The sequence below is a fragment of the Chitinivorax sp. PXF-14 genome (assembly GCF_040812015.1).
GTDB lineage: Bacteria > Pseudomonadota > Gammaproteobacteria > Burkholderiales > SCOH01 > JBFNXJ01.
This window is the reverse complement of sequence record NZ_JBFNXJ010000002.1, coordinates 324,520-340,350: the sequence shown is the minus strand read 5'-3', so window position 1 is coordinate 340,350 and position 15,831 is coordinate 324,520. Positions and strand designations below refer to the sequence as shown.

17 protein-coding genes are annotated in these 15,831 nt (G+C 64.7%); 2 read left to right on the top strand and 15 right to left on the bottom strand.

Annotation, left to right across the window (positions count from 1 at the left end):
- Positions 1-5: 5 nt before the first annotated feature.
- The 4 genes from iscA to iscR all read right to left on the bottom strand — a co-directional run bounded on the left by iscA (position 6) and on the right by iscR (position 2,532).
- The gene (iscA, locus tag ABWL39_RS04350; RefSeq protein ID WP_367787449.1) at positions 6-329 is read right to left on the bottom strand and encodes an iron-sulfur cluster assembly protein IscA; all 324 of its coding nucleotides are present in this window, start codon (positions 327-329) and stop codon (positions 6-8) included.
- Positions 330-348: 19 nt separating this feature from the next.
- Positions 349-732, bottom strand: coding sequence for a Fe-S cluster assembly scaffold IscU (iscU, locus tag ABWL39_RS04345; protein WP_367787448.1), 384 nt, complete (start codon positions 730-732; stop codon positions 349-351).
- A 68-nt stretch (positions 733-800) separates the two neighbouring features.
- Positions 801-2,012 (bottom strand): IscS subfamily cysteine desulfurase, encoded by a 1,212-nt coding sequence (locus ABWL39_RS04340; RefSeq protein WP_367787446.1) that lies wholly within the window; start codon positions 2,010-2,012, stop codon positions 801-803.
- A 34-nt stretch (positions 2,013-2,046) separates the two neighbouring features.
- Positions 2,047-2,532 (bottom strand): Fe-S cluster assembly transcriptional regulator IscR, encoded by a 486-nt coding sequence (gene iscR / locus ABWL39_RS04335; protein ID WP_367787445.1) that lies wholly within the window; start codon positions 2,530-2,532, stop codon positions 2,047-2,049.
- 207 nt (positions 2,533-2,739) lie between these two features.
- Here iscR and ABWL39_RS04330 point away from each other — a divergent pair, with 207 nt between their 5' ends.
- Positions 2,740-3,384: an HAD hydrolase-like protein gene (locus ABWL39_RS04330; protein ID WP_367787444.1), complete on the top strand. Its 645-nt coding sequence runs from the start codon at positions 2,740-2,742 to the stop codon at positions 3,382-3,384.
- Here ABWL39_RS04330 and ABWL39_RS04325 read toward each other — a convergent pair.
- The 5 genes from ABWL39_RS04325 to tsaB form a co-directional block, all read right to left on the bottom strand.
- The gene (locus ABWL39_RS04325) at positions 3,362-4,501 is read right to left on the bottom strand and encodes an acyltransferase family protein (RefSeq protein ID WP_367787442.1); all 1,140 of its coding nucleotides are present in this window, start codon (positions 4,499-4,501) and stop codon (positions 3,362-3,364) included. The two genes, ABWL39_RS04330 and ABWL39_RS04325, sit on opposite strands and share 23 nt — an antisense overlap.
- A complete protein-coding gene (locus ABWL39_RS04320; RefSeq protein ID WP_367787440.1) occupies positions 4,494-5,438 on the bottom strand; it encodes a TIGR02466 family protein in 945 nt (314 codons plus the stop codon). Before ABWL39_RS04320 ends, ABWL39_RS04325 begins: the two co-directional genes overlap by 8 nt.
- A 264-nt stretch (positions 5,439-5,702) precedes the next feature.
- On the bottom strand, positions 5,703-6,560 hold the full coding sequence (locus ABWL39_RS04315; RefSeq protein WP_367787439.1) for a uracil-DNA glycosylase family protein: 858 nt from the start codon (positions 6,558-6,560) through the stop codon (positions 5,703-5,705).
- Complete coding sequence (gene rimI / locus ABWL39_RS04310) at positions 6,557-7,003, bottom strand: ribosomal protein S18-alanine N-acetyltransferase (protein WP_367787438.1); 447 nt, start codon at positions 7,001-7,003, stop codon at positions 6,557-6,559. The genes ABWL39_RS04315 and rimI overlap by 4 nt, the downstream gene beginning before the upstream one ends.
- Positions 7,000-7,737 (bottom strand): tRNA (adenosine(37)-N6)-threonylcarbamoyltransferase complex dimerization subunit type 1 TsaB, encoded by a 738-nt coding sequence (gene tsaB / locus ABWL39_RS04305; protein WP_367787436.1) that lies wholly within the window; start codon positions 7,735-7,737, stop codon positions 7,000-7,002. Before tsaB ends, rimI begins: the two co-directional genes overlap by 4 nt.
- Before the next feature lie 119 nt (positions 7,738-7,856).
- On the opposite strand from tsaB, the gene ABWL39_RS04300 reads away from it, so the two are divergent.
- Positions 7,857-9,458: a diguanylate cyclase gene (locus ABWL39_RS04300; protein WP_367787435.1), complete on the top strand. Its 1,602-nt coding sequence runs from the start codon at positions 7,857-7,859 to the stop codon at positions 9,456-9,458.
- A gap of 42 nt (positions 9,459-9,500) precedes the next feature.
- On the opposite strand, the gene ABWL39_RS04295 is transcribed toward ABWL39_RS04300, so the two are convergent.
- The 6 genes from ABWL39_RS04295 to ABWL39_RS04270 form a co-directional block, all read right to left on the bottom strand.
- The gene (locus ABWL39_RS04295; protein WP_367787433.1) at positions 9,501-9,818 is read right to left on the bottom strand and encodes a hypothetical protein; all 318 of its coding nucleotides are present in this window, start codon (positions 9,816-9,818) and stop codon (positions 9,501-9,503) included.
- Between the two features lie 237 nt (positions 9,819-10,055).
- On the bottom strand, positions 10,056-11,222 hold the full coding sequence (locus ABWL39_RS04290; RefSeq protein ID WP_367787431.1) for an ABC transporter permease: 1,167 nt from the start codon (positions 11,220-11,222) through the stop codon (positions 10,056-10,058).
- A 6-nt stretch (positions 11,223-11,228) separates the two neighbouring features.
- Positions 11,229-12,392: an ABC transporter permease gene (locus tag ABWL39_RS04285; RefSeq protein WP_367787430.1), complete on the bottom strand. Its 1,164-nt coding sequence runs from the start codon at positions 12,390-12,392 to the stop codon at positions 11,229-11,231.
- Positions 12,393-12,411: 19 nt separating this feature from the next.
- Positions 12,412-13,098, bottom strand: a complete 687-nt coding sequence (locus ABWL39_RS04280) for an ABC transporter ATP-binding protein (RefSeq protein WP_367787612.1) — start codon at positions 13,096-13,098, stop codon at positions 12,412-12,414.
- Positions 13,098-14,309, bottom strand: a complete 1,212-nt coding sequence (locus ABWL39_RS04275) for an efflux RND transporter periplasmic adaptor subunit (RefSeq protein ID WP_367787429.1) — start codon at positions 14,307-14,309, stop codon at positions 13,098-13,100. Before ABWL39_RS04275 ends, ABWL39_RS04280 begins: the two co-directional genes overlap by 1 nt.
- Positions 14,310-14,603: 294 nt before the next feature.
- On the bottom strand, positions 14,604-15,785 hold the full coding sequence (locus tag ABWL39_RS04270; RefSeq protein WP_367787428.1) for a CaiB/BaiF CoA transferase family protein: 1,182 nt from the start codon (positions 15,783-15,785) through the stop codon (positions 14,604-14,606).
- Positions 15,786-15,831 lie beyond the last annotated feature (46 nt).

Here is a 15,831-nt window from a genome sequence, read left to right as displayed (position 1 = left end):
CCCACTCAGACGTTGAAGCTCTCGCCGCAACCGCACTCGTTCTTCACGTTCGGGTTATTGAACTTGAAGCCTTCGTTCAGGCCTTCACGCACGAAGTCGAGCTCGGTGCCGTCGAGATAGGCCAGGCTCTTGGCATCGGTGATGACCTTGAGGCCATGGCTGTCGAACTGCAGATCGCCATCCAGCACTTCATCGACGAATTCGAGCTTGTACGCCATGCCCGAGCAGCCCGAGGTGCGCACACCCAGACGGATGCCGATGCCTTTGCCACGTTTCTGCAGGAAATTGGTAACGTGTTTCGCCGCGCGTTCAGATAGAGAGATCGCCATGCTGCGCTTCCTTTTCCGGTCAGGCGTTGTGCTTGGACTTGTAATCGGCCACAGCGGCCTTGATCGCGTCCTCGGCAAGGATCGAGCAGTGGATCTTCACCGGCGGCAGCGCGAGTTCTTCCGCGATCTGCGTGTTCTTGATCGACAGCGCTTCGTCGAGCGTCTTGCCCTTGACCCACTCGGTCACCAGCGAGCTCGATGCAATCGCCGAACCACAGCCGTAGGTCTTGAACTTGGCATCTTCAATGGTGCCGTCCGTGCCGACCTTGATCTGCAGTTTCATCACATCACCACAGGCCGGTGCGCCGACCATGCCGGTGCCGATCGATTCGTCACCCTTTTCGAAGGTGCCGACGTTGCGCGGGTTTTCGTAGTGGTCGATGACCTTATCGCTGTAAGACATTTTGCTACTCCTAACCATATCGCCGGGAACCGCCCCGGCGCAACCGGACAGCCGTCCGGCCTACAAAATCAGTGTGCGGCCCACTGCACGGTGCTCAGATCGACGCCATCCTTGAACATTTCCCACAAGGGTGACATTTCGCGCAGCTTGCCGATCTTCTGGTGCAGCAGCTTGACTGCGAAATCGACGTCTTCTTCGGTGCTGAAGCGGCCGATCGTGAAACGGATGGAGCTGTGCGCCAGCTCGTCGTTGCGGCCCAGCGCGCGCAGCACGTAGGAGGGCTCGAGCGAAGCCGAGGTACAGGCCGAGCCGCTCGATACCGCGAGATCCTTGATCGCCATGATCAACGATTCGCCTTCGACGAAGTTGAAGCTGACATTGAGGTTGTGCGGTACGCGCTGCTCCATGTCGCCATTCAGGTAGACTTCTTCGATGTCCTGCAGGCCGCGCCACAGGCGGTCGCGCAGCATACGCACGCGCTCGTTCTCGGTGGCCATTTCTTCACGCGCGATGCGGAAGGCCTCGCCCATGCCGACGATCTGGTGCGTGGCCAGCGTGCCGGAGCGCATACCGCGCTCGTGGCCGCCGCCATGCATCTGCGCCTCGATGCGCACGCGCGGCTTGCGGCGGACATACAGTGCGCCGATACCCTTGGGGCCGTAAGTCTTGTGTGCGGAGAAGCTCATCAGGTCGACCTTGAGCTTGGTGAGGTCGATCTCGATCTTGCCGGTGGCCTGTGCCGAATCGACGTGGAAGATGATGCCTTTTTCGCGGCAGATTTCGCCGATCTCGGCGATAGGCTGAATCACGCCGATCTCGTTGTTGACCGACATCACGGAGATCAGGATGGTATCGGGGCGGATCGCCGCCTTCAGTACGTCGAGATCCAGCAGGCCGTTGTCCTTCGGCGACAGGTAGGTGACTTCGAAGCCTTCGCGTTCGAGCTCACGCATGGTGTCGAGCACGGCCTTGTGCTCGGTCTTCATGGTGATCAGGTGCTTGCCCTTGGTCTGGTAGAAGTGGGCTGCGCCCTTGATCGCGAGGTTGTTCGATTCGGTGGCGCCCGAGGTCCAGACAATTTCCTTCGGGTCGCAATTGACCAGCGCTGCTACCTGCTCGCGCGCCTCTTCGACGGCCTTTTCCGCATCCCAGCCGTATGCATGAGAGCGCGATGCCGGGTTGCCGAAGGCTTCTGTCAGATAGGGGATCATTTTCTGCGCGACCCGCGGATCGACCGGTGTGGTGGCCGAGTAATCGAGGTAGATCGGTAGTTTGGTCATTCGATGCTCTCCAATGGCTTGCTCGTCACGGCTATTACAAGGTTGCGCTGGTCGCTGCCTTGGCATGCGCCACACGCTTGTCCTGCAGGACGCTCACTTCGTGTCCCTGTTCCTTGGGTCGCTGGCCTTCCACCAATTGCGCCAGCGAAACGGAGGCGAGGTACTCAAAGATGGTCTGATTCAAATTGGCCCAGAGGTCGTGCGTCATGCAGCGATGCTCCTCCAGGCAGTTTTCCTTGCCGCCGCATTGCGTGGCGTCGATCGGTTCATCCACTGCCTGAATGATAGACGCTACCGAAATTTCGGCTGCATCCTTGGCCAGGCAGTAGCCGCCGCCAGGGCCGCGCACGCTGTCGACGAGGCTGCGGCGGCGCAGCTTGCCAAACAGCTGTTCGAGGTAGGACAAGGATATCTTCTGGCGTTCGGCGATACCGGCCAGAGTCACCGGTCCATTGCCTTGTCTCAGCGCCAGGTCGAGCATGGCGGTCACTGCAAAGCGGCCTTTGGTGGTGAGACGCATGGACTATCCTCGCGGCACGATATGGTGATAATTGCAGTGGAGTATATAATTCTTGAGTGATTTGGTCAAGAATTATTGGCGGGAGATGATGCTGTACCGATGTAATAGCCGAGCATTTTACTTGGGATTGTGACCGCTGGCAAAAACTATGTGCGCCGCACCAATAGGGGTTTGCCCATGGTCGGCGCCACCAACCGGAGGGTGAAATTGAACCTGTTGTTTGATCTGGACGGCACGCTGACCGACCCGTTCGACGGGATTACGCGCAGCCTGCAGCACGCCGTCGCGCATTTCGACGTGGCGGTGCCGCCACAGGAGGCGCTCATGTCGTATATCGGCCCGCCATTGCGCAAGACCTTGCCGGCGCTGATCGGCAGCGAGGACCCTGCCATGGTCGAGCATGCGCTGCGGCTGTACCGGGAACGTTTCAGCGCGGTGGGCTGGTGCGAGAACCGCGTCTACGATGGCATCCCGGCGCTGCTCGATGGGCTTGTCGATGCCGGGCACCGGCTGTTCGTGTGTACCGCGAAGCCGGTCGGCTTCGCGCGGCGCATTGTCGAGTACTTCGAGCTGGCGCGGCATTTCGAGGCGGTATACGGCAGCGAGCTCGACGGCTGCTATGAGGACAAGGGCGAGCTGATCGGGCTGATCTTGCAGCAGCATGGCCTGTTGCCGGCGGCATCGCTGATGATCGGCGACCGCGACAACGACATCATGGCGGCCCGCAAGGCCTGCGTGGGGTGCATCGGCGTAACCTGGGGCTATGGCGATGCGACGGAACTCGCCCCTGCCGATGCCCTGTGCCACGCACCCGCCGAGCTGCCGGCCGTCATTGCGCGCCTGACTGCTTGACCAGGCGCTCGTGCCTGGCGAATGGCCCGAGCGCCGGCAACCTGCGTGTGAGCCAGCGCTTGAGCCTGTCCTTCTGCTGCTCGGTGACGGCGCCCAGCGGCAGGACGACCAGCAGTGTGCAGGCCACGGTGGCCAGGAAGTAGACCGGCCCGGGGGGTAGCCTGTCGAGCACGATCACGCATAGGAAAACGATGGGCAGGTGAAACAGGTAGATCGAGAAGGTGTAGCTCGACGCGGTGCGGAGCGGCGCGGCAATGCGTTCGAACACGCCCGAGAAGCGCTCCGCGATGCGGCGAAAGCCGACGAAGTTCGCGGCAATCAGGGCGCCCAGCAGATAGTCCGCGAGGAAATGCTTGGAGAAGTGCAGCAGCGTGTAGAGCGGCGCGCCGAGCAGCCGGCTGGTCCAGTCCGACAGGCTGGCGGAGACGTCGTAGTACTGGAAGGCCGCGATGCCGGCCAGCGACGCGCTCCACACCCACCAGCCGGTGTGCTCGGAGATCGCGTACCAGCGGCGCCGGCGGTAGACCAGCACGCCGAGCGCCCAGATCGGCGCGAGCAGCAGGATCTTGGGGCCGATCACCAGTGCCGCGAGGCCAAGCCAGAGCCAGCGCCGGCTGCCTGCCGCGAAGGTGTAGATCGCGAACAGCAGGTAGTAGCTCATCTCGTAGCAGAGCGACCAATAGGGAGAGTTGGAGAACGGCATGATGGACACCAGCCATAGCTCGTTGGCGAACACCATGCTGGCCGCCACGCGCACCAGCGGGTAGTCGTGCGTGGTCAGCCCGCCGGCGTAGAACTCGGGCTTGAGCCAGAGGCCCACGCTGTCCGCCAGCGGTGTGAGCAGGATGGCGGGCAGTGCGACCGAGTAGATGCGCGCCAGGCGGCTGATCCAAAACTCGCGCGGGTGGTTCTCCTTGTGATCGGCGACATAGGCGATCACATAACCCGACAGCAGGAAGAACACCACGACGGCATTGTGGCCGACCGAGATGGGGAGCACCTGCCGGCCGCCGAAGGTATAGCCGATCGAGTGCGACACCATCACCGCCAGTGCGGCCAGCAACCGCAGCAAATCGAGATAGAGCGAGAAGCTGCGCGTCATGCCGCGGTCAGGCATTGCGCCTGGCCTCGAAGTGCTCGGAGGCCAGCGCTGTGGCGTGGCTCAGCGCCGTCGACAGATGGGCACGCCAGGCCTTGAGCGACAGCGGGTTGCTGACGCGGCGGGCGAGCACCTGCTTGGGCAGCAGCGACAGGGCGTAGAGTTTCTCCGGCACCTTGCGCTTGAGCACCATCAGGCCGCGGAAATTGGTCCACCACCAGTCAGCCTGCTGTAGATGCGCCTCCAGCCGCGGCACCGAAAAGCCCGGGTGATACAGGTTGAAGGCAATGGTGATGCGTTGGGTGTTGCCGTCATAGGTTTCGACCGAGTGCATGAGGCTCGCCGGGAACATCAGCATGCGGCCGTTCTTCGGTGTCATCAGGTAGTCGCGACGCAGGGTGTCGTCGTTCTGGTTGACGTCGATCGCCACGCGGGTCCAGTCCTCGAAGCGCGTGCGCCCGCCGCCGGCCAGGCCCGACTCGATGTCGCCGACGTTGACGTAGTAAACGCCGGAAAAGAACGAGTAGCGGCCGAGGTGGTCGTGCGTGCGGTTGAAATGGCCGCGCTCGTTGACGTTGGCCCAGGCGCGGATCTTCCAGCCCGTCTCGAAGGCCGGGTCGTGGCGGCCGATCTGGCGTGCCACATACTCCCTGGCCAGCGTGAGCATGCGCGCTACCAGCTGCTGCGAGGCCGGGTCCTGCCAGTCCTGCAGGTCGGTGTCGGACTGCCAGCCGCCGCGGTTGGTCTTGACCACGCCGCTGGTGGTCTCGCGCCGGACGAGCACGACGTCGCGCAGGGCGAGGTTGAGCGCCTCGCTGCCCGGCCAGTCGAAATAGATGACGGGGGAGGGGAACAGCAGTTTCATTTCCGCCGCGTTGAGGTCGGCGGATTCTGGTTGGGATGGTTTCATGGCGATGTGGATGAGCTTGGACGATTCGTTGCCGGTCTGCGCCATGCCTGGATCGTCAGGTGGAGGTAAATATCAGATTTTAATGATATTAAAGGCGCATCCGCAGGATGCGGACAGCATAGGGGAGAAGCGCGGTGGGCTGCAAGCCATTGTTGACTCGCCATTGTGGTCTTGACGCCAAGTTGTTGATTTTGGCGATGTGGCTGCGAGCGGGCGTTTGCCCATCCAGGCGCCCCGGCTTGGTGGGGCTGCGTGCCGGTGGGCGCTAATCGCGGCCGTAGCCGCGATCCAGGCGCCAATCGGCGAGACTTACTGCTGCGGGCCGGCTTCCCGGTAGGTCTTCCGGGCGAGGCACAGGTCCTCCCAGGCGCGGGCCTTGTCCGGCTGGTTACGCAGCAGGTAGGCCGGGTGGTAGGTGATGACCAGCGGCACGCCATGGTAGGTGTGGACCTTGCCGCGCAGCGAGCCGATGCGTGCATCGCTCTTGAGCAGGCTTTGCGCGGCGAAGCGGCCGAGCGCGACGATGATTTTCGGCTGGATCAGCTCGATCTGGCGCAGCAGGAAAGGCTCGCACTGCTGCACCTCGTGGGGCGCCGGGTCCCGGTTTTGTGGCGGGCGGCATTTGAGCACATTGGCGATGAAGACATTGTCGCCGCGCTTGAGGCCGACGGCGTTCAACATATTGTCGAGCAGCTTGCCGGCCGGGCCGACGAATGGCTCTCCCTGCCTGTCCTCCTCGCCACCGGGGGCCTCGCCGACGATGAGCCAGTCGGCGCGGGCGTCGCCGACGCCGAACACGGTGTTGCGGCGGGTCTTGCACAGCGGGCATGCCTGGCAGCCGGCAACCTCGCCCTGCAACTGGTCCCAATCGAGGGTGTGGATGCGCTGGGTGCGGCCGTCCGCCGGGGGCGCGGGCTCGTCGGCCTGCTGCGGTGGCGGGGCTGAGGGCGGCGGGGCGTCGTCGAGCCAGGCTGGAGGTGCTGCCGGAGCGCGGCCAGGCGGTGCCGTTGGGCTGGAGACGGAAGGCGGCGCCGTGGTCTCGATCACGGCGGGGCTGGCCGATTCCGCCACGGGCGAGGCGTCTGCCGCCGTTTCAGTCATGCCGGTGCGCAAGCGCCACACCGGGCTCAGGCCGATTTCCCTGAGCAGCAGGTCGCGCCGGCTCATAGCGGCAGCTCCATCAGCACGGCGTGTTCGCGGCCACCGTGGACCGGATAGTAGTTCTTGCGCACGCCGCTGTTGTTGAAGCCGAGCGAATGGTAGAGCGTTTGTGCCACGAGGTTCGATTCACGCACTTCGAGCAGCATGATGCTGGCGCCGTGGGCGCGCGAGGTGTCGATGGCGAAGTCGAGCAGTTTTCGGCCCAGGCCCTTGCCCTGGCTCGATTTGGCGATGCTGATGTTGAGCAGGTGCGCCTCGTCGACGACCGGCATGATGATGCAGTAGCCGATCATCTCGTTTGCCGGGTTCCAGGCAGTCCAGCAGCTCTGCTCGCCGCGCAGCGAGTCGGCAAAGTTGCCGCGCGTCCACGGGTAGGGGTAGATCGCCTGTTCGATCGCCATCACGCGATCGAGGTCATCCTCGCTCATGCGGCGGAAGTCGAGCGTCATTTGCGCGGCTGCTCGTGAACGGTCAGCGCGACCTTGTCCCGCACATAGAGTAGCGTTGCGTCGCGTGCCGGCAGGCCGCGCCCAGCCTCGAATTCACGTGCGCCAAGCACCGCGATGGCGGCGGCCTCGGGGTGGCTGGCGGCGTTGCAGCTGGCCATCTGCCCCGCATAGCGCTCGGCCAGTGCGGGGAAGGCCGCGAAGCCGCTGCCGGTGCCGTGCCAGCCGTCTCCGGGCAGGGTGGGGGTGGCGTCAGGGTCGTACAGCCCTGGCTCGACGACGGTCCGCCAGCCTTGGTCCGCACGCTGGTAGGCGGCGAAATAGACCTGGTTCATGCGCGCATCGAGGCAGCTGATGACCCGCTCGTGGCCATCGCTTTCGGCCAGCGCAAGCAGGCTCGACACGCCGACGACGGGCAGCTCGTGTGCGAAGGCCAGGCCCTGCACGATACCGCAGCCGATGCGCAGGCCGGTGAAGGAGCCGGGGCCGTTGCCGAAGGCGATGCCGTCGAGATCGGCTAAGCCGATGCCGGCGGCGTCCAGCAGCTCGCGCAGCAAGGGCAGCGTCTGTTCGGAATGTTTCTGGCCCACCCGCAGGTCCCGGGTGGAGAGGTGTCCGTCAAGCCACAGGGCGAGGGACAAGAATTCGGTAGAGGTATCGAGGGCAAGCAGTTTCACCGCGCAATTGTACACCATGCGCCAGGGGCGGACGTAGCCGCAAGGGCGTGCGGCTGGCATTGCCGATGTCGATCACGTCGCATTCTCACATAGGTATTTTTGACATGCGGGTGCCGGCAAATAGGGCTACATTATGGCAGCCCCCTTGTTTTGCCCCTCAAGCCCGCCCCGGTTCTGCCATGATCCCTCAGCTACGTGCGTACTCCGCGCCACAGCTTGGTCGCGCAGCACGCTACAAGAATACTGGCCACGTTGTTCCCGACAGCACATCAGGCATGCTGCTGCTCGATGATGCGCAGCGGGTGATGGCGCGCGACGACGAGTTCTGCCGCCTGATGGGGCTCGCCGAGCATGAATTGCCGCTGACAACATCGCTGCCGCTGCTGGCCGAACGCAATTCGCTGCTGGCGGCGCTGGTCGAGGCCGTGGCGATGCTGCCGGTGGCGGGCGGTGCGCGCCGTGTCGGCGGCCTGACGATTGCCGTCAAGCCGATGCTCGACAATATGCGGCTGGTGTCGGTGGCGACCGATGCCGCCATCGAGCGCGAGATACCGCCGGCCAATGCCGTCGACGCCTGCATATCTGCCGCCGCCGTCGGGCCGTGGGAATTTGACCCGCATTCGTCGGCGATCCGCCGCCACGATCTGTGGTGGGACATGCTCGGCTACGAGCGCGACATGGGCTTCAGCTACGAATCCATGGTGCACCCGGACGATGCGAATCCGTGGCGCAATCGCCTGGTCGATTGCGTGCAGCGTGGCGAGTGCTTTGCCAGCGAGCTCCGCTTGCGTGCGGCCTGTGGCGGCTGGCGCTGGGTGTTGTCGCGCGGGCGCCGCCTGGTGCGGGATGGCAAGGTCTGCTGGGTCGGCGCCGATACCGACATCTCCGACCTCAAGGCCTGCTTTGCCCACCAGGGCCTGCTCGCGAGCGTGGTGGACGTGATCCCGCATGGCGTGATGATTTCCGATGCCGGCGGCCGCATCCAGTCGGTCAACGCGGCCTTCACCCAGATCACCGGCTATACGGCGGACGAGGCGGTCGACCGGCACATCGACATCCTCAACTCGGGCATTCATCACGCCGTGTTCTATCAGCATATCTGGTCCGCCGTGAGCCGGCGTGGCATGTGGGCGGGCGAGATCTGGAACCGCCGCAAGAACGGCGAGGTGTACCCGGAGTGGATGACGCTGATCTGCCTGCGCGACCGCCACGACGAGATCACCCATTATGCGACGGTGTTCGAAGACATCACCACGCGCAAGCGCGAAGAGGAGCGCATGGCGTGGCAGGCTTATCACGACCCGCTGACCGAGCTGCCCAACCGGCTGTTGTTTGGCGACCGCCTGGAGCAGACCATCGCCCAGGCGATGCGCACACGCGAGATGGTGGCCGTGCTGTTCGTCGACCTCGATGGTTTCAAGCCGGTCAACGACGAGAACGGCCACGATGTCGGCGATGCGCTGCTCAAGCTGTTCGCCCACCGGCTGACGGCCAGCGTGCGTACCGGTGACACCGTGGCGCGGCTTGCCGGCGACGAGTTCACGCTGATCGTGCCGCACATCACCAGCAAGGAAGACGTGGTACCGATTGCCCAGAAGGTGCTGACGGCGGCGGTGCAGCCTTTCCATATTGCAGGCAGCGAGATCCGTGTCGGCGCCAGCATCGGCATCAGCCTGTTCCCGCTGCACGGCGACGGTGCCCTGCAGCTGCTGAAGCGGGCTGATCAGGCCATGTACCGGGCCAAGCACGCCGGCCGCAGCAATTGGCAGTTTTTTGAATGACGCAATGACAAACGGCGGGAATCCCGCCGTTTGCCTTGTCGCTCAGTTGCGCTTGTCGTAACACTCGCGACATATCCAGTCGCGCAGCAGATACGTCTTCACCTGCTTGTAGGTCGTGCGGTTGCGGTAGATGATCTTCTTGCCGCACACCGAGCACTGGGTGCTTTCCCCGGTCGCCGTACAGTTCTGGCCGACCACCTTGTGGATGGCCTTGACGTCCATGCCATAGCTGTCGGCGAGCTGCTCGACCGAGAACTCGAAATTGGGCGGACTGCTGACCAGCCAGTATTTGCGGCACAAATCGGCAATGGCCGACTCGCGGCTGTGAATCCTGATGCGGATGTCCGCTCCGTTTGGCATTTCTTCCTCTCCTTCAAGTGATTGTTGTTGTTCGTCTTCCATTTTAGCACTCGCTTGCCGGAGTCAATAAAGATTTGAGTAGTGACTCTATTTTGCGTCGTTTTCCGGGTCGAATACAAGTATTACCGACTATAAGCGTGCTGCCCGCACGCAAATAATGACGGCATTGCTAGGGTTAACCCAGTCAGATAAATGCGAAATTCAGAATATAAGTAAAATCTTTTAAATTGTGATGGATCAGGCTTCGCGCAGGGCGTCGACGATTTTCATGCGCGCGGCGCGTGCCGCCGGCAGAAAGCCGCCGACGAGCCCCATGAACAGGGCAAACAGCAGCGACCTGAGCACGATCCCGGGGGTGAGCGTGAACGAGAATGCCAGTTCCGAGAAGGTCTGCCAGTTCATCGTGGAAATCGTCAGCAACTGCATGCCCGAGGCGCAGACGATGCCGATGACGCCGCCCAGGCCGGCCAGCGCCAGCGCTTCGATCAGGAAGGCCGCCAGCACGCTCGACCGGCCAAAGCCCAAGGCGCGCAACGTGCCGATCTCGCCGATGCGGTTGGAGACCGAGGCATACATCGTGATCATCGCGCCGATGATGGCGCCGAGCGAAAAGATGATCGACAGCGCCAGCCCAAGGTATTTGATGAACTTGGCCATCACCTCGGATTGATCGGCGTAGAACTGCGTCTCGCGCTTGGCCTCGACGGTGAGGCGCGGATCGCCCTCGATGGCGTTGACGAACGCCTCGAACTGCTGGCTGTCGGCGAGCTTGAACGTGAGCGCCGAGAACACCGGGCGGCGGAAGGCCTGCATCATCTGCTCGACATCGCCCCATATTTCGGAGTTGAAGCCGGTCTTGCCAGCATCGAACACCCCGACCACCCGCCACTCCCGCTGCCCGAAGCGTATCGTCTCGCCGATACCGCCGCCCTTGAAGCGCTCCGCGATGGCACGGCCGGCGACGATCTCGGCGCTGCCGGGCTTGAACATGCGCCCCGCGGCCAGCTTGACCTGGGGCCTGAGCGCCAGGCCGGTGAGCGAGGTGCCGCGGATCACCACGTTCGAGGGCTTGTCCGAATCGCGCTTGGGCAGCGTGATCAGCACCACCGACTCCTTCGACACCAGCTTGCGGCCATCGCCGCCATAGGCGATCTGCGGGCTCGATTCGATGATGCCGGCCTGCTTGCGGTCGATGGCGCTCTGCACCTCGGTTTGCGAGGACTTGCGGATGACCGTGACGTTATCCTCGCTGCCGGTCTGCACCAGGGTTTCCTTGAGGCCGGCTTCGAGCATCAGCACCGTGGCGTAGACGAACACCACCAGCGCCATGCCGCCGGCCGTGAGCGCCGTGGTGAGCTTGCGCGTCAGCAGGTTGCGGTAGATGTAGGGGAAAGGAATGCGCATGGGAGATCAGCCGATGTTGCGCAGCCCTTCGACGATCCTGACCCGGCTCGAGCGGATCGCCGGGATGACGGCGGCAGCAAGCCCCACCACCGCGGCGGACAACACCTGCAGCATGATCGTCTGCTGCGAGATGTTGAATATCGGGAACAGGTTGTCGAGCGCGCTGCCGAAAGCCCGCGCCACCGGGAATGTCAGCGCGATGCCGATGGCGCCGCCGATCGCCGCGAGCAGCATCGACTCGATGAAGATCAGCCTGCCCACCACGCCGGGGGCAAAGCCCAGCGCCTTGAGCGTGGCATATTCGGCGGTGCGTTCGCGCGCGGCCATGGCCATGGTGTTGGCCATCACCGCCATGATGATGAGGATCACCACATAGGCGACGATTTCGATCGCCACCACGATGGCCTCGGTCATCGCCACGAAGCCGAGCTGGAATGCCTTCTCGGTCTCGGTCAGCGTTTCGGCCAGCGAGTTGCGGAACTCGCGGTCGATGGTCTGCGACACCTGCGCCGCACCGGCCGGGTCGCTCAGGCCGATGATGAACACGCCGATGCGGTTGGCGCGGCCCGGGTAGAGCTGCTCCATGCGGTCATTGAGCAGTTGCCAGTGGAAAAAGAACACATTGGTGTCGGTGTTCTTGGTCTTGCCGTCGAAGATGGCGCGCACCACGAACTGATACGTGCCGGGGAAGATCGTCCCCTTGAGCGGCACCGTGTCGCCGACCTTCCAGCCATAACGGGTCGCCAGTTTGCGCCCCACGGCCGCGCCGCGCTTGTCGAGCAGGAAGGCCTTGTGCTCGGCCTCGTCGAACTGGTATTCGGGGTAGAGCGGCATGTAGCTCGCGGCGTCGACGGCAAATTGCGGGAAGAAATTGCGCTCATCGATGTACACGCCGCCGAACCAGTTTGCCCACGACAGCCCCTTGATGCCGTCCACCTGGCGGATTTTCTCCTTGTAGCTGATTGGCAGCGTGAACACCAGCGAGATCGAGTTGCGCGTTACCAGCCGCGATTCGGACGCCGCGTCGGCGCCGGCATACCAGGCATTGACGATGGTGCGCAGCAGGCCGAAGGCGAGAATCGCGATGACGATGCCGGTGATGGTCAGCGTGGCCCGCAGCCGGTGGCGGAAGCCGTTCTTGAGCGCCATCTTGAGGTAGAAATAGGGCATGGTCGCGTGCTGGGGGCGGCTAATGCACGTCGAGCGCCAACAGCTCGCCCTTTTCCAGGTGGCGGATGGCGTGGGCACGCTCGGCGGCGCGCTGGTCGTGGGTGACCATGATGATGGTCTTGCCGAGCTGGGTGTTGAGGCTGTCGAGCATGTCGAGGATTTCGCCGGCCGATTTGCGGTCGAGGTCGCCGGTGGGTTCGTCGGCGACGATCAGTGTGGGGTCGGTGACGATCGCGCGGGCGATCGCCACGCGCTGCTGCTGGCCGCCCGACAACTCGTTGGGGTAGTGCTTCATGCGGTCGGCGAGCCCGACCATGGCCAGCGCGGCCTCGGCGTGGCGGCGCCGCTCGCGGCTGCCGAGCCCGGTCAACATCAGCGGCAGCTCGACGTTTTCGAGCGCGGTGAGCACCGGCATCAGGTTGTAGAACTGGAAAATGAAACCGACGTTGGCCGCGCGCCAGGCGGCGAGCGCCGACTCGCCGAGCAGCGAGATGTCCTGCCCGCCGATCAGGATCTGGCCCGAGGTAGGCTTGTCGATGCCGGCGATCAGGTTGAGCAGCGTCGATTTGCCCGAGCCCGACGGCCCCATCAGGCCGAGGAAATCGCCCTCGGCGATGTCGAAGCTGATGTCGGTCAGCACCGGCACCTCCTGGCCGCCACGGACATAGCTTTTGGCGACATTCCTGAGCGAGACGGCGGCCGTCATCATTTCTGCTCGAGCTGGACTGTGGTGCCGTCCTTGAGTTTGTCGGTCGGGTTGTTGATCACCTTGTCGCCAACCTTGATGGCGCCGCGCAGCGTCTGCAGGTCGCCCAGCTTTTCGCCGAGCGTAATGTCGATGCGCCTGGCCTTGCCCTCGGCCATCAGCCACAGCACGGGCTTGCCGTCGACCCGGGCCACCGCGCTCGGCGCGACGGCGACCTTGGGCTGGCGCTCCTCGGGCTTCAGCTCGCGTTCGAGAAAGGCCACCTTGGCGCTCATCTCGGGCAGCACGCGCTCGTCCTTATCGACGAAGCGGATCTTGAACATGATCGTGGCCTTGGCCCGGTCGACCGATGGCACCTGGCTCGCCACCACGCCCTTGAGGCGCATGTCGGGCAGCGCGTCGAGCTGGATCTCGCAGGGCATGCCGATCTTCACCTTGCCCACGCTCGCCTCCGAGACATCGGCCTCGACCTCGAGCGTGCCCATGTCGGCCATCGTCACCACCGCGGCCTTGGCGTCGGCGCTCGACGAGAAGGGCGCCACCACGTCGCCGACGTTGGCGTTCTTGGTCAGCACCACGCCGTCGAAGGGGGCGCGGATCTCGGTGTTCTCGACCGCCACGCGCGTCGCCTGGGTGGCGGCCTGCGCGGCATTGATGGCCGAGCGCTGGGCCTCGACGGCCGCCTTGGCGCGATCGAGCCGCGCCTTGACCTGGTCGACCTCGGCGGTGGAGATAAAATTCTGTTTCTGCAGATCGAGCGAACGCTGCCAGGCGCGCGTGGCGTCCTGCAGCTCGGCCTGGGCCTGCAGCAGGTTGGCGCGGGCGACATCGACATTGGCCGCGGCCTGCGCGACATTGGCCTTGAGGTCGGCATTTTCGAGCCGCGCGATCAGCTCGCCGGCCTTGACCTTGCTGCCCTCGCGCACGCCGAGCCATTCGAGCCGGCCGGTGGCCTTGGAGGCGATCGATGCCTTGCGCTGCGCGACGACATAGCCGGTGGCGTTGATCACGGTCAGCGCCTGCGACGGGTAGGCATTCGTCACCGAGACGGTCTGCACGGTCTGCGGCCGTTGCGCGGCGGTGAGGACGAAGGCGCTGCCGGCCGCCACGGCCACGGCGAGGGCGGCCCATCTGCCGTAGCGGCGTTTTCTCTGCTGGGGGTGTGGGCTAGCGGTACGGTCGATCTTTAGGCTGGAGAGGTCGTTGTTCATGTGCCTGGCCTGGCGCGGATGCCGATGCGCCAGTATACCGGCGGGGCTCCGCATTGTCGTGCCCGGCGCCGCACCAGTGCTTGATCTACATTATATTTTCGATGGCGGGCGCGGGGTGAGGGTGGTGCTCGGCTGGCCGGATTTGGCCTCTGCCTAGGCGGCGCATGGGGCGTCTTTCCGCAGCGCCCTTCACGTCGGCAAATGGCTGCGCTGCATACTGGGCAGCCAGGCTGCGAGCCAGCACTGGCGTGCCGTTCCGGCCGGCTGGCAGGCCCGCCCGCACTGCCTTGCGGCTCAGCCCAGTACGCCGGCCTCGCCGAGCCGGGCGACATCGCTGCCGCTGTAGCCCAGCGCATGCAGGATGGCCTGCGTATCGCTGCCTACCGCGCCGCCGGCCTGCCGGTATTCGGCCTGCCAGCCGTCGATGCGGATCGGACAGGCCATCTGGCACTGGCTGCCACCCTCGGCGGTGGGCACGTCGACGACCCAGCCGCGCGCCATGGCCTGCGGCTGGCTTGCCGCCTGGCTGACGGCGAGCACTGGCTCGACACAGGCATCGCATTGCCGGAACACATCGAGCCAGTGTGCCAGCGGCTGTTGCCGGAAGGCCATGCGCAGCCGGGTTTTCAGGTTGGCCTGGATGGTCGGGTCCTGCGCCAGGCTCAGGCCGGCGATTTCCTGCGCATCGACGGCGGCGGCCAGCTGCGCCATGAACTGCGGCTCCAGGCTGCCGACCGACAGCCACTGGCCATCGGCCGTCTCGTAGTAATCGTAGAAACTGCCGCCGTTGAGCAGGCCCGCCTCCCAGCCCGGCTCGACGCCGCCGGCGAGCGCGGCCGCGCCGGACATCGCGTTCAGGCTGAAGGCGCAATCGGTCATGCTGATGTCGATATGGGCGCCTTCGCCGGTGGCCGCGCGCTGGGTGACGGCGGCGAGTATGCCGATCACCGCGTGCAGCGAGCCGCCCGCCACATCGGCCAGCTGCGGGCCCAGCGGCAAGGGGCCGCTACCCTGCCTGCCGGTGTAGCTGGCGAGGCCGGACAGCGCGAGATAGTTGATGTCGTGGCCGGCGCGGTCCCTGAGCGGGCCGGTCTGGCCGTAGCCGGTCACCGAGCAGTAGATCAGCCGCGGATTGATGGCCTTGAGCGCGGCAAAGCCCAGGCCCAGGCGATCCATCACGCCGGGGCGGAACTGCTCGATCACGATGTCGTAGTCGGCCACGAGCCGTTTGACGATGTCGAGCGCCTCGGGCTTTTTCAGGTCGAGCGCGAGCGAGCGCTTGTTGCGATTGAGGTAGCCGTGCGTCGTGGACTGGCCGTCGGCATAGGGCGGAAACAGGCGCGCGAGGTCGGGCCGCGTCGGCGACTCGATGCGGATCACGTCCGCGCCGAGGTCGGCAAGCAGCAGCGAGGCAAAGGGCCCGGGTAGCAGCGTGGTGAAGTCGAGAATCCTGAGGCTGGACAACGGTGCAGACATGGTGGCTCCGGTTGGGGCTGGCCGCGGCATCAGCCGGGGCGGTGGA